Below are 12,176 nucleotides of genomic sequence, written 5' to 3' on the forward strand. Positions count from 1 at the left end.
ATGAATATCTGCTACAGGCACGCCATGCGCTCCGCGCCGCGCGATGGGTCGATAAGCTGGGGGCAACTGGTCTCCGACCGCCATCAAACCGACGGATGTTCAATCGCATGAACGGTGTGCGCCATGTCTAGGCTGTCCTCTCCGCTCAACGCCGCCGGAGCCGCCTATCTCGAAGCGTTGCAGGAACGTTTCCGCGAGGACCCCGCGTCGGTGGACGTGAGCTGGCGCGCCGTCTTCCAGATCCTGGACGAACTGGGCGCCGTTCCCGCCGGGGCACCGCCGGGCGGTCCGGCCGGCGATCCGACGGTTCCGCTGCGGCAGGAGGAGATCCGCCAGCGCGGCCACGCCACCGCCGCCCTCGACCCGTTGGGCCGTGCCGCGCCCTCCGCATCCTCCGTGTCCGAGGACACTGAAACCGCGCGCCTGCGCCGGCTCTATCAGGGCACGCTGACGCTGGAGACCGCGCACATCGATGATCCGGCCCTGCGCTCCTGGCTGCGCGACGCCTATGAAGGGGCGGAGCCCGCCCCGCCGGCCGAGGCGCGCCGCCGCGCCCTGGCGCTGCTGACCGCGGCGGAGGAGTTCGAACGGCTGCTCGGCGTCCGCTATCCGACCAAGAAGCGCTTCGGGGCGGAGGGCATGGAGACGCTGATCCCGCTGCTCGACCGCATCCTCGCGGCGGCGGCGGCGGTGGGCGTCACCGAGGTCCAAGTCGGGACCATGCACCGCGGCCGGCTCAGCCTGATGGCCAACGCGCTGGGCAAGCCGCTGGTCGAGCTGTTCGCCGGCATCAAGGGCATGCACCCCTTCCTGGCCGACCCGCCGGTCCCCGCCGACGTGCCCTATCACATGGGGGTGGAGAGCACCCTCTCCTTCGGCGAGCGGTCGCTGGCCCTGACCCTGTCGCCCAACCCGTCGCACCTGGAGGCGATCAACCCGGTCACGCTGGGCCGCGCGCGGGCCCGCCAGGACCTGGAGCGTGACCAGGGCGGCGAGGCCAGGCGGGTCCTCTGCGTGCTGCTGCACACCGACGCCAGCGTGATCGGCCAGGGCAGCGTGACGGAGGCGCTGCAACTGTCCGGCGTGCCCGGCTTCACCGTCGCCGGCACCATCCACGTCATCGTCAACAACCAGATCGGCTTCACCACCGAGCGGGAGGAGGCGCGGACCTCGCTCCACTGCACCGGTCTGTGGAAGGCGGTGGACAGCCCCATCCTGCACGTCAACGCCGACGACCCCGACGCCGCGCTGCGCGCCGCCGACCTTGCCGTGGCCTTCCGGCAGGCGCACGGGCGCGACGCGGTGATCGATCTTGTCGGCTACCGCCGCAACGGCCACAACGAGATCGACGAGCCACGCTTCACCCAGCCGCTCGACTACAAGGCGATCGACGCCCACCCGCCGGCCCGCGCGCTCTACGCGCAGCGGCTGGCCGCCGACGGGCTGGTCGGTCCCGAAGAGGCGGAGGCGCTGGCCACCGGGCACAAGACCCGCTTCCAGGAGGCGCTGGCCGCGGCCTCCGACCACCGGCCGAACCACGACGGCTTCCCCGGCGGGCGCTGGGCGCCCTTCGCGCCGGCCGGCACGCTTCCCGCCGAACCGGACACCGGCATCGCCGACGACCGGCTGCGCGGGCTGCTGGCGGCGCTGGCCGCCATTCCCGACGGGCTCGCCGTGGACCGCAAGGTGGAGCGCGTCATCCGCCGCCGCGCCGAGGAGCCGATGGACTGGGCGACCGGCGAGGCGCTGGCCTTCGCCACGCTGCTGGCCGAGGGCACGCCGGTGCGGCTGACCGGCCAGGACGTGGTGCGCGGCGCCTTCTCGCACCGCCACTTCGCGCTGACCGACACCGTCACCGGGCGCCGCCATGTCAGCCTGAATCACCTGGGTGTGGAACAGGCGCGGTTCGACGTGGTCAACAGCCCGCTGTCGGAATACGCCGTCCTCGGCTTCGAGTACGGCTACAGCCTGGAGCGGCCCGACGCGCTGGTGATCTGGGAGGCGCAGTTCGGCGACTTCGCCAACGGCGCGCAGATCATGATCGACCAGTTCATCGTCAGCGCCGAGGACAAGTGGCGCCAGCCCTCCGGCCTCGTCATCCTGCTGCCGCATGGGCTGGAAGGGCAGGGGCCGGAACACTCCTCCGCCCGGCCCGAGCGCTTCCTCCAGATGGCGGCGCGCGATAACATCCGCGTCGCCCACCCTTCCACCCCGGCCAACTACTTCCACCTGCTGCGCCGGCAGATGCTGCGCCGCGACCGCAAGCCGCTGGTGGTGCTGAGCCCGAAGACGCTGCTGCGCCTGCCCGCCGCCGTGTCGACGCTGGCCGACTGCGCGCCGGGCACCGCCTTCCAGCCGGTGATCGCCACCGCCGGGGCGCGGGTCGAGCGCATCCTGCTGTGCAGCGGCAAGCTGGCCTACGAACTGGAGCGCGAGCGGGCCGAGCGCGGGCCAGAAACCGGTGCCGACGGTGTGGCGGTGGTCCGGCTGGAAATGCTGTATCCTCTGCCCGACGCCGCGCTGTCGGCGCTGTTCCGCCGCTGGCCGGGCGCGTCCTGCGTCTGGGTGCAGGAGGAGCCGTGCAATCTCGGCGCCTGGACCTATCTGGACCGCCGTCTGGAAGCGCTGCGCGCGGCCGCCGGCTGCGCCGAACCGCGCGTCGCCTGCGTGGCCCGCGACGAGGCGGCGTCGCCCGCCGGCAGCTTCCACGGCGACCACGAAGCCGACCAGCGCCGGCTGGTCGAGCAGGCCTTCGCCGGGATCGCCGCGTCCCTCCCGCCCCGCGAGACGATCGCGGCGGATTGAACCAAAACAACACCAAAACAACACGCACCGAGGAAACGCGCCATGTCGTCCACCCCAACCTCCAACGGCCCGCTTCCGCTCTCCGACCTTCTGCCCGACCTGCTGTCCACCACGGCGGCGGCGCTCGACGCGGTGGCGCGGCTGGCCGAGGCCGCCGAGCGCGGCGTCGCCGCGCTGGTGGCGCCGGGCGGGCGCGTCGATGCGGCGGCTCTCGACCGCCATCAGGTGGCGGCGCACGGCTTCGCCTGGGTGGCGACCTATGCCGAGGCGCTGCGCCAGATGCAGGGCTGGGCGGAGCGGCTGGACCGCGCCGGCCGGCTGGGCGAGCTGGAGGCGTGCATGCTCCAGGCCGCCTTCGGCGAGTATCTGGCCCAGCTCGACGGCGGTCTGGCGATGAGCCAGGGCGAGATCGTCCGCCCCGCCGATTTCGGGCTGGCCGACGCGGAGCGGGCGGCCTTCCGCACCGACGCGGTGCGCCGGCTGATCGCCGCCGGCAACGCCTCCGCCCTGCGGCTGCGCATCGCCGAGCTGCTGGCCGACGCGCTGCATGGCGGCGGCTTTGGCGAAGTGGCGCTGGAGGATGAGGCGCTCGACATGGTGCGCGAGCAGTTCCGCCGCTTCGTCGCCGACGTGGTGGAGCCGCACGCCCACGAGTGGCACCTCAAGGACGAGCTGATCCCGATGCCGGTCGTCGAGCAGATGGCCGAGATGGGCGTCTTCGGCCTGACCGTGCCGGAGGAGGACGGCGGGCTCGGCATGGGCAAACTCGCCATGTGCGTGGTGACGGAGGAGCTGTCGCGCGGCTACATCGGCGTCGGCTCGTTGGGCACCCGCGCGGAGATCGCCGCCGAACTGATCCGGTTGGGCGGCACCGCCGAGCAGCGGGCGCGCTGGCTGCCGCGCCTCGCGTCCGGCGAAATCCTGCCGACCGCCGTCTTCACCGAGCCCAACACCGGCTCCGACCTGGGCAGCCTGCGCACCCGCGCCGTGCTGGAGGGCGACACCTACCGCGTCACCGGGGCGAAGACCTGGATCACCCACGGCAGCCGCTCCGACCTGATGACCCTGCTGGTGCGCACCGATCCGGACGCCCCCGGCTACCGGGGCCTGTCGATGCTGCTGGCCGAGAAGCCGCGCGGCACCGAGGCGGACCCCTTCCCGGCCGAGGGCATGAGCGGCGGCGAGATCCCGGTTCTCGGCTATCGCGGCATGAAGGAGTACGAAATCGGCTTCGACGGCTTTGCCGTGCCGCGCGAGAACCTGCTGGGCGGCGTCGAGGGCCAGGGCTTCAAGCAGCTGATGGCGACCTTCGAATCCGCCCGCGTGCAGACCGCCGCCCGCGCCGTCGGCGTGGCGCAGAACGCGATGGAGCTTGGCCTGCGCTACGCCCAGGAGCGCGTCCAGTTCGGCCGCCCGCTCGCCGCCTTCCCGCGCGTCGCCGGCAAGATCGCCTGGATGGCCGTGGAGACGATGATCGCCCGCCAGCTCACCTATTTCGCCGCGCGTGAGAAGGACAGCGACCGCCGCTGCGACATCGAGGCCGGCATGGCTAAGCTGCTGGCCGCGCGCGTCGCCTGGTCGAACGCCGACAACGCGGTGCAGATCCACGGCGGCAACGGCTACGCCGTCGAGTATCCGATCAGCCGTGTGCTGTGCGACGCCCGTATTCTGAATATTTTCGAAGGGGCGGCGGAAATCCAGGCCCAGGTTGTGGCGCGCGGCCTGCTCACCCGGCGCAATTGATCGCGAGACACGGCGGAGGACCGGGCAGGACTGACCTGCCAGGACTCCGCTTGTGTCATACCGGCGTATTCGCTATCCGACGCGGAGGCCGAACGACGAGACCTGTCCCGCGATGGAACTTCTGGAACTGCGCTACTTTGTTCAGGTGGCCGACCTTGGCAGCTTTTCCAAGGCGTCGGTCAAGCTTGGCATCACCCAGCCGGCGCTCAGCCGGCAGGTCCAGAAGCTGGAGCACGAGCTGCGCACCAGCCTGTTCTACCGCCATGGCCGCGGCGTCTCGCTGACTCAGCAGGGGCGCAAGCTCTACGACGTGGTGCGCCATCTGCTGGGCGCGCTGTCGGAGATCAAGGAGGAGATCCAGGACCAGTCGGAACGGCTCACCGGGTCGGTCACTTTGGGTCTCCCTCCGTCGATCTGCGCCACGCTGGGCGCGCCGCTGGCCCGCCGTTTCCATGAAAACTACCCCGACGCCACGCTGCGCATCCACGAGGTGTTCAGCGGCACGCTGCTCGAATGGGTCGAGGGCGGGCGGCTTGACCTCGCCGTGCTCTACGACGCCCGGCGCGGGCGCAGCATGCTGTCCTCGCCGCTGCTCGTCGAGAATCTGCTGCTCGTCCAGCCCGCCAAGGACGCGGTGGCCGGGGACGACGGGCCGGTCGAGGTGGAGACGCTGGGCGGCCTGCGCTTCGTCCTGCCGGGGCTGGAGAACGGCCTGCGCCGGGTGGTCGACGCGGCGGTGCGGCGGGCCGACATCGACCTGCAGGTCGACATGGAGATCGATTCCGTCACCGCCATCAAGCAGTTGGTGGAGGAGGGCATGGGCTCGACCATCCTGCCCTTCGGCGCCGTCCACCGCGAGGTGCGCCAGGGTCGGCTGATCGCCCGCGAAATCAGCTCGAAGGACATGCACGCCATGCTCGTCACCGCGACGCCGCTGCACCAGCCGGTGTCGAAGGCGACGCGCGCCCTGCTGCGGCTGATCCACGCCGAGGTGGCGAAATGCGTCGCCAACGGCGTGCTGAAGGGCAAGGTCGTCGCCCCCGGCAGCGCCGGGGAGAACAGCGCGCCCTGACGCGACGGTCATAACCGGCTGTGCGGGCTGATAGCAGCTATGACGGATGGTCCATAGCACGGCCGGTGCGGCGCGGATAGCCTCCCCATCACCACATAATCCCTTGGGGAGGAAACAAGAATGACGAAGCGTCTGGACGGCAAGGTCGCCCTGATCACCGGTGCGGCGCAGGGGCTGGGCCTCGCGATGGCCGAGACCTTCGTGCGCGAGGGTGGCCGCGTCGCGGTCGTGGACATCAACGGCGACGCCGCCAAGGCGGTCGCCGAACGTCTGGGCGAGTCCGCCATCGGCATCGCCGCCAACGTGACCAAGATGGCGGATGTCGAGATGACCATCGCAGCCACCGTCGAAAAGTTCGGGCGGCTGGACATCCTGGTCAACAACGCCGGCTCCACCCACGCCAACGGCCCGTTCGAGAACGTGACCGAGGAGGAGTTCGACCGCGTCTTCGCGCTGAACGTCAAGTCGATCTACCTCTATTCCAAGGCGGTCGTCGCGACCATGCGGGCGCAGAAATCCGGCGTGATCCTGAACCTCGGCTCCACCGCCGGCCTGCGGCCGCGTCCGGGCCTGGTCTGGTACAACGCGACCAAGGGTGCCGTGCACAACATCACCAAGTCGCTGGCGCTGGAGCTGGCGCCCGACAACATCCGCGTCTGCGCTCTGGCTCCGGTCGCCACCGAGACGCCGCTGCTCGCCACCTTCATGGGCGGCGACACCCCGGAGAAGCGGGCGCGCATGATGGGCATCGTTCCGCTCGGCCGCCTGGGCCAGCCGACCGACGTCGCCAACGCCGCCCTCTACCTCGCGTCGGACGAGGCGGCCTTCCTGACCGGCGTGGTGCTGGAGATCGACGGTGGGCGTTGCGTGTAAAGCGCGTCGATTGTTGCCCCCACCCCGACCACCACGTTGTTTCCATCTGGATCGAGACTCCCATGTCCTCGCTTCTCTCCGATCTGCGCGTCGTCGAGGTGTCGGCCTTCATCGCGGCACCGCTGGGCGGCATGACGCTGGCCCAGCTGGGCGCGGAGGTGATCCGCATCGACCCCATCGGCGGCAACATCGACTACCGGCGCTGGCCGGTGGCGCCGAACGGCACCAGCCTCTACTGGACCGCGCTGAACAAGGCGAAACGATCGGTGACGCTGGCGCTCGACCGGCCGGAGGGGCGGGAGATCGCCCAGGCGATCATCACCGCCTCGGGCGAGAACGCGGGCTTCCTGCTGACCAACCTGCCGGCCAGCGGCTGGATGGGCTACGAGGCGCTGTCGGCCAAGCGCGACGACCTGATCATGCTGCGGCTGACCGGCAACCCGGACGGGTCGGCGGCGGTCGACTACACCGTCAACTGCGCCAGCGGCTTCCCGATGGCGACCGGCCGCGGCGGTGAACCGGTGAACCATGTGCTGCCGGCCTGGGACGTCGCCGCCGGCCTCTATCTGGCGACCGGTCTGCTGGCGGCGGAGCGGCACCGCCGCCGCACCGGGCGGGGGCAGGAGGTGACGGTGGCGCTGGCCGACGTGATGCTGGCGACGGTCGGCAACCTCGGCTACCTCGCCGATGTCCGGGTGAACGGTGCGGTGCGGCCGCCGATGGGCAACGACCTCTACGGTGCCTATGGCCGCGACTTCGCCACTGCCGACGGGCGGCGGGCGATGGTCGTCGCCATCTCCAACCGCCAGTGGAAGGCGCTGGGCAAGGCGACCGGGCTGACCGAGCGGCTGGCGATGATCGGCCCGCTGATGGACGTGGACATGAACGACGAGGGCGGGCGTTTCGTGGCGCGCGATGCCATCTCCGCCGTGCTCGCCCCCTGGTTCGCCGCCCGCACCCTGTCCGAGGTGGAGAGCGCCTTCGCCGGGGCGGGAGTGCTGTGGGGGCCGTACCGGGATTTCGGCCAGCTGGTGGCGGAGGACGCGCGCTGCTCCACCGCCAACCCGCTGTTCCGCGAGGTCGAGCAGCCGGAGGTCGGGCCGCTGCTGGTTCCTGGCTCGCCCCTCGGCTTCCCCGGCCTGGGCGAGCGCACCGACCACCGCCCGGCGCCCGTGCTGGGGCAGGACACCGACGCGGTGCTGGCCGACCTGCTCGGCCTGCCGTCGGCCGAGATCGGCCGCCTGCACGACGCCGGCATCGTCGCCTGATCCTGTGAGCGGGGCGAGACGACCGGCGCGCGGGGGTGTTGGTGAGGCTTACGGCGGGTCGCATCGGTCCGCCTCATGCCGGAGGATGACGCGATGGGCGACAACCGCAACACCGACTCCCAACCGCAAGCCGAGAAGGACCGCGCGACCGGCAAGCCCGAGGACAAGCCGGCGGCGACCAAGGACGAGATGACCAAGGCCCAGGAGGACGCCGCGCGTGAGCGTGCGGACAAGGGCGGCTATCAGTGACCGGCGTCACCTGATCGGCACCAGCTGAACGGCACCAGCTGAACGGCAACGGTCCGCGAGTTTGCCCCCGGGCAAAGACGGCGTCCGTCTCCCGCGTCATGGTCCCTTCCGGTCATCACTTCCGGAAGGACAGCGGACATGACGGAAACGGCCGCGCCGACGACGGTCATCGCTGCGGATGGCGCTGCGGACGGGGAGGCCGCCGATTGGGGGCCCCTCTCCAGCCTGCCCGGCAACCCCATGATGTGGATTCTCATCCTGGGGGAGCTGGCGGCCTTCGGGGCGATGTTCATCGGCTTCGCGGTGGCGCGCGCGCTGGACCCGGCGACCTTCGACGCGTCGCAGGCGCAGTTGGACCGTCTGCTCGGCGGCATGAACACCATGGTCCTGGTGACGAGCGGCTGGCTGGTCGCGGTCGCCGTGCGGCGCCGGGCCTCGGGCCGCTCCCATCGGGCGGCGATGCTCGGCGCGATGGCCCTCGGCGGCCTGTTCCTTGCCATCAAGGCGGTCGAGTACGGCGACAAGATCGGCCGGGACCTGACGCTGGAGACCAACAGCTTCTTCCAGCTCTATTATCTGCTGACCGGTTTTCACGCGATGCACGTCGCCGCGGGGATCGTGATCCTGGGCATCGTCACATGGTGGGACAGCCTGGAGAATCTGGAGACCGGTGCCGCCTTCTGGCACATGGTGGACCTGATCTGGGTGCTGCTCTACCCCATCGTCTATCTGCTGAGATGAAGCGATGGCGATCCTGACGCGCACCTGGATGGTTCTGATGCTGCTCACCGCCGTCTCGATGTGGGCGGGGCATGGCAGCGGCGGTCTCGGGCCGCTCGGGGTCGGACTCGTCCTCGCCGCGGCCAATCTCAAGGCCGACCGGATCCTCACCCATTACCTGGACCTTCACCGCGCGGACGGCGGCTGGCGCGCGGCGTTCCGGAGCCTGCTCACGCTGCTGGGAATGGCGATCTTCGGGATTTACGTGCTTGTCCCGATGATCGGTCCGGCCCTTCGCTGAGAGGCGGTTCGGACCCGTCGTCGGGCCGGGCGGTCACAGGTCCATGGTGGTGTCCGGCCCCGCCGCGGCTCCCTGACTCGACGCCGCCAGCAGATTGGCGCGGACCAGCGTCAGATGCTGGAGCAGTTCGGCGCGGGCCTTCGCCCCGTCGCGGTCGAGCAGGGCCGAGACGATGCGGCGGTGCTGCTCCTGATAGATCGCGCGGCGCTGCGGAGTGACGCTGCGCGCCTTCAGCCGGCCCCATTCGGGCTGGTTGCGGATGTCGTTGATGGCATCGTAGATGTCCATCAGCAGGCCGTTCTTCGTCGCGGCGATGATGGCGACGTGGAGCATCCCGTCCCAATGCTCGAAGTCGGGCACGTCGCGCGCCTGATCGGCGCGCAGCAGGCACTCCTCCAGCCGTTGCAGGTCGGCGGCGTTCGCCCGGCTGGCCGCCAGCTCCGCCGCCAGCGGCTCGACCATCAGCCGCACCTCCATCACCTCGGTCGGGCTGGCGCCGTGGATGCGCCGGACAAGGTTCTCGCCGTCCTGCGGCGCGAGCAGGCGGATCGCCGCGCCGAGCGCCGGCTCCAATCCGCCCGCGACGAAGGAGCCGCGGCCGACGTGACGGACGATCTTCCCCTGGTCCTCCAACTGACGCAGGCTTTTGCGCAGCGTGTTGCGGGACACGCCGAAGCGCTTTTCCAGATCGCGTTCCGTCGGCAGCTTGGTGCCGGGCCCCCAGCTGCCATCGGCGATGTTGCGCTCGATGAACTGCACGACGGCGTTGGCGCCGTTGGCGGCCCGGTCCCTGAGATTCAGCGTGTCCATTCCCGTCCTCGTTCCGAGGAGATGATCCAAACGTGATCCAATTCTAGCCAGCTCTTGGGCGTTTCGCAACGCAAACCTCAAATTTTCATCACGGCCGAACGTCATACTTCCATTTTTTCAGTTGACCAAACAATCACCAAGCCGGCCTAATTGGCTCACAAGCCGATCCGCGGTTCTGGTTTGGTGAGAAATTGGCTCAACAATGGGCGAGAAGGAAACGCCATGAAGTTTGCGACCATCCAGCTTGACGGACGCCGCGCCGTCGCGGTCATCGATCCGGACAAGGAGCGGGTCTGGCCGTTGGAATCGCTGCTCGGCGAGCCGGTGGACGATCTCCTCGACGTCATCCGCCGCTATGACGAGATCAAGGGGCGCATCAATGTCGAGGGGGAGGGCATCGGCCTGTCCCGCGTCCGGCTGGAGGCTCCCATACCGCGCCCGGCGCGCAACATCTTCTGCGTCGGCAAGAACTACCACGACCACGCCCGCGAATTCGCCGGGAGTGGCTACGACAGCAGCGCCACCGGCGCCGCGGACGCCGTGCCGGCCCTGCCGATCTTCTTCACCAAGGTTCCGGAAAGCGTCATCGGGCCGGACGAGGCGATCCTCTACCCCCGCGGCATCAGCGAGCAGATCGACTACGAGGTCGAGCTGGCGCTGGTGATCGGCAAGGGCGGCAAGAACATCGCGCCGGAGGACGCTTACCAGCATGTCTGGGGCTACACCGTCATCAACGACGTGACCGCCCGCGACGTCCAGAAGCGGCACAAGCAGTGGCTGCTCGGCAAGTCCTTCGACACCTTCTGCCCGATGGGACCGTGGGTCGTCACCGCCGACGAGCTGGACCCGACCGACCTTCAGGTGAAGACCTGGGTCAACGGCGAGCTGCGCCAGAACGCCAGCACCCGCGACCTGATCTTCGACATCCCGACCCTCGTCGCGACGGCGTCCGCCGGCATCACGCTGTACCCCGGCGACATCATCGCCACCGGCACCCCGGCCGGCGTCGGGCTGGGCTTCTCGCCGCCGAAATTCCTGTTCCCCGGCGACCGCGTCACGGTCGAGGTCAGCGGCATCGGCGCGCTGAGCAACACGCTCGCCTGATTGGGTGCCTGAGTGGCAGTAAGACAACCATCAACCGAAGAGAGGGGCATATGGCACCGCAATTGGCCGTCGAGGTGCACGGCAACGGCGATCCGGTCCTGCTGGTCCACGGGCTTGGCGGAACCTCCAACGTGTTCGGTCCGCAGGTCGGCGTTCTGTCGCGTTTCTTCCAGTGCATCCGGCCCGACCTTCCCGGCTCCGGGCGCAGCCCCGCCGACGGGCCGCTGACCATCGCCGGGCTTGCCGACGCGATCGAGGGCGTGATGGACGAGCGCGGGCTCGACCGCGTGCATCTCGTCGGCCACTCGCTCGGCACCATCGTCTGCCAGCACGTCGCGGCGCGCCGTCCGAACCGCGTCCGCAGCCTTGCGCTGATCGGCCCGCTCCACGCGCCGCCCGACGCCGCCCGTCCGGTCATCCGCGACCGCGCGGCCAAGGCGCGGGCGGAAGGGATGGTCGGCATCGCCGACGCCATCGTCCAGGCCGGCACCTCGGCGGACACCAAGGCCAACCGGCCGGAGGTCGCGGCCTTGGTTCGCGAAATCCTGATGCGCCAGGACCCGGAAGGCTACGCCCGCACCTGCGAGGCGCTGGCCGCCGCGGAACCGGCGGACGTCGCGCGGATCGCCTGCCCGACGCTGCTGGTCACTGGCGACGAGGACGGCACGGCGCCGCCCACCGCCGTGCGGGCGCTGCACCGGAAGATCGCCGGGTCGTCCCTGCGCATCCTCGACCGCTGCGGCCACTGGACGACCTTCGAACGCCCGGCCGAGGTGAACGAGGCGCTGGTGAACTTCCTGTTCTCGGTGGACTGATGGACAGGCCGCCGGCCCCGGTGCGGCACATCCTGTCGGTGTGCCGCACCTGCCACCGCTACGCGGCGCGCAGCCCCGGCGAACCGACGCCCGGCGAGCGGCTGGCCGACCGGCTGGAGGCGCTGATCGCCGGGACCGCGCTGGCCGAGCGGCTGACCCTGCGGCGCGTCGAATGCCTCAGCGGCTGCCGGCATCCCTGCAACGTGTCGCTGTCGGCCTTCGGCAAGACCCGGCTGCGCTTCAACAACGTCGGGCCGGAGCAGGCGGAGCCGCTGGTCGTCCTGGCGCGCCGCTATCTGGACAGCGTCGGCGGCGAGGTGCGGGGGGAGGCGGGGCCGCTCGGGCTGGAGGCCCGCATCGCCTCCGCCGTCCCGCCGCCCTCCCAATCGAACTGAAGCCCAAAGCGAACTGAAGCC

12 protein-coding genes are annotated in these 12,176 nt (G+C 70.3%); 11 read left to right on the forward strand and 1 reads right to left on the reverse strand.

Annotation, left to right across the window (positions count from 1 at the left end):
• Positions 1-123: 123 nt before the first annotated feature.
• The 8 genes from ABAZ39_RS29735 to ABAZ39_RS29765 all read left to right on the forward strand — a co-directional run bounded on the left by ABAZ39_RS29735 (position 124) and on the right by ABAZ39_RS29765 (position 9,031).
• Complete coding sequence (locus tag ABAZ39_RS29735; protein ID WP_063922761.1) at positions 124-2,805, forward strand: 2-oxoglutarate dehydrogenase E1 component; 2,682 nt, start codon at positions 124-126, stop codon at positions 2,803-2,805.
• Positions 2,806-2,847: 42 nt separating this feature from the next.
• Complete coding sequence (locus ABAZ39_RS29740; RefSeq protein ID WP_040137915.1) at positions 2,848-4,548, forward strand: acyl-CoA dehydrogenase family protein; 1,701 nt, start codon at positions 2,848-2,850, stop codon at positions 4,546-4,548.
• A gap of 112 nt (positions 4,549-4,660) precedes the next feature.
• On the forward strand, positions 4,661-5,620 hold the full coding sequence (locus ABAZ39_RS29745) for a LysR family transcriptional regulator (protein WP_014199620.1): 960 nt from the start codon (positions 4,661-4,663) through the stop codon (positions 5,618-5,620).
• A 120-nt stretch (positions 5,621-5,740) separates the two neighbouring features.
• Positions 5,741-6,493 (forward strand): glucose 1-dehydrogenase, encoded by a 753-nt coding sequence (locus ABAZ39_RS29750; RefSeq protein ID WP_040137916.1) that lies wholly within the window; start codon positions 5,741-5,743, stop codon positions 6,491-6,493.
• Positions 6,494-6,555: 62 nt separating this feature from the next.
• Positions 6,556-7,761 (forward strand): CoA transferase, encoded by a 1,206-nt coding sequence (locus tag ABAZ39_RS29755; protein WP_040137917.1) that lies wholly within the window; start codon positions 6,556-6,558, stop codon positions 7,759-7,761.
• A 75-nt stretch (positions 7,762-7,836) separates the two neighbouring features.
• Positions 7,837-8,010, forward strand: a complete 174-nt coding sequence (locus ABAZ39_RS36365) for a hypothetical protein (RefSeq protein ID WP_160174881.1) — start codon at positions 7,837-7,839, stop codon at positions 8,008-8,010.
• Between the two features lie 138 nt (positions 8,011-8,148).
• On the forward strand, positions 8,149-8,751 hold the full coding sequence (locus ABAZ39_RS29760) for a cytochrome c oxidase subunit 3 family protein (protein ID WP_051658738.1): 603 nt from the start codon (positions 8,149-8,151) through the stop codon (positions 8,749-8,751).
• 4 nt (positions 8,752-8,755) lie between these two features.
• On the forward strand, positions 8,756-9,031 hold the full coding sequence (locus ABAZ39_RS29765; RefSeq protein ID WP_051658739.1) for a cytochrome C oxidase subunit IV family protein: 276 nt from the start codon (positions 8,756-8,758) through the stop codon (positions 9,029-9,031).
• Between the two features lie 33 nt (positions 9,032-9,064).
• Here the strand turns inward: ABAZ39_RS29765 and ABAZ39_RS29770 are convergent, their stop codons facing one another.
• Positions 9,065-9,841 (reverse strand): FadR/GntR family transcriptional regulator, encoded by a 777-nt coding sequence (locus ABAZ39_RS29770; RefSeq protein ID WP_051658740.1) that lies wholly within the window; start codon positions 9,839-9,841, stop codon positions 9,065-9,067.
• Between the two features lie 222 nt (positions 9,842-10,063).
• Between ABAZ39_RS29770 and ABAZ39_RS29775 the strand changes: the two genes are divergently transcribed.
• The 3 genes from ABAZ39_RS29775 to ABAZ39_RS29785 are packed head-to-tail and all read left to right on the forward strand — an operon-like array spanning position 10,064 to position 12,155.
• Positions 10,064-10,945: a fumarylacetoacetate hydrolase family protein gene (locus ABAZ39_RS29775; RefSeq protein WP_040137918.1), complete on the forward strand. Its 882-nt coding sequence runs from the start codon at positions 10,064-10,066 to the stop codon at positions 10,943-10,945.
• Positions 10,946-10,995: 50 nt separating this feature from the next.
• Positions 10,996-11,760, forward strand: a complete 765-nt coding sequence (locus ABAZ39_RS29780) for an alpha/beta fold hydrolase (RefSeq protein ID WP_040137919.1) — start codon at positions 10,996-10,998, stop codon at positions 11,758-11,760.
• On the forward strand, positions 11,760-12,155 hold the full coding sequence (locus ABAZ39_RS29785; RefSeq protein ID WP_040137920.1) for a DUF1636 family protein: 396 nt from the start codon (positions 11,760-11,762) through the stop codon (positions 12,153-12,155). Before ABAZ39_RS29780 ends, ABAZ39_RS29785 begins: the two co-directional genes overlap by 1 nt.
• The last annotated feature ends 21 nt before the right edge of the window (positions 12,156-12,176 follow it).

The organism is Azospirillum argentinense (genome assembly GCF_000632475.1).
Taxonomy (GTDB): Bacteria; Pseudomonadota; Alphaproteobacteria; order Azospirillales; family Azospirillaceae; genus Azospirillum; species Azospirillum baldaniorum.

Coding starts and splice junctions, on each gene's coding strand:
- ABAZ39_RS29735 (WP_063922761.1), top strand. CDS start 124: ATGTCTAGGCTGTCCTCTCCGCTCAACGCCGCCGGAGCCGCCTATCTC.
- ABAZ39_RS29740 (WP_040137915.1), top strand. CDS start 2,848: ATGTCGTCCACCCCAACCTCCAACGGCCCGCTTCCGCTCTCCGACCTT.
- ABAZ39_RS29745 (WP_014199620.1), top strand. CDS start 4,661: ATGGAACTTCTGGAACTGCGCTACTTTGTTCAGGTGGCCGACCTTGGC.
- ABAZ39_RS29750 (WP_040137916.1), top strand. CDS start 5,741: ATGACGAAGCGTCTGGACGGCAAGGTCGCCCTGATCACCGGTGCGGCG.
- ABAZ39_RS29755 (WP_040137917.1), top strand. CDS start 6,556: ATGTCCTCGCTTCTCTCCGATCTGCGCGTCGTCGAGGTGTCGGCCTTC.
- ABAZ39_RS36365 (WP_160174881.1), top strand. CDS start 7,837: ATGCCGGAGGATGACGCGATGGGCGACAACCGCAACACCGACTCCCAA.
- ABAZ39_RS29760 (WP_051658738.1), top strand. CDS start 8,149: ATGACGGAAACGGCCGCGCCGACGACGGTCATCGCTGCGGATGGCGCT.
- ABAZ39_RS29765 (WP_051658739.1), top strand. CDS start 8,756: ATGGCGATCCTGACGCGCACCTGGATGGTTCTGATGCTGCTCACCGCC.
- ABAZ39_RS29770 (WP_051658740.1), bottom strand. CDS start 9,841: ATGGACACGCTGAATCTCAGGGACCGGGCCGCCAACGGCGCCAACGCC.
- ABAZ39_RS29775 (WP_040137918.1), top strand. CDS start 10,064: ATGAAGTTTGCGACCATCCAGCTTGACGGACGCCGCGCCGTCGCGGTC.
- ABAZ39_RS29780 (WP_040137919.1), top strand. CDS start 10,996: ATGGCACCGCAATTGGCCGTCGAGGTGCACGGCAACGGCGATCCGGTC.
- ABAZ39_RS29785 (WP_040137920.1), top strand. CDS start 11,760: ATGGACAGGCCGCCGGCCCCGGTGCGGCACATCCTGTCGGTGTGCCGC.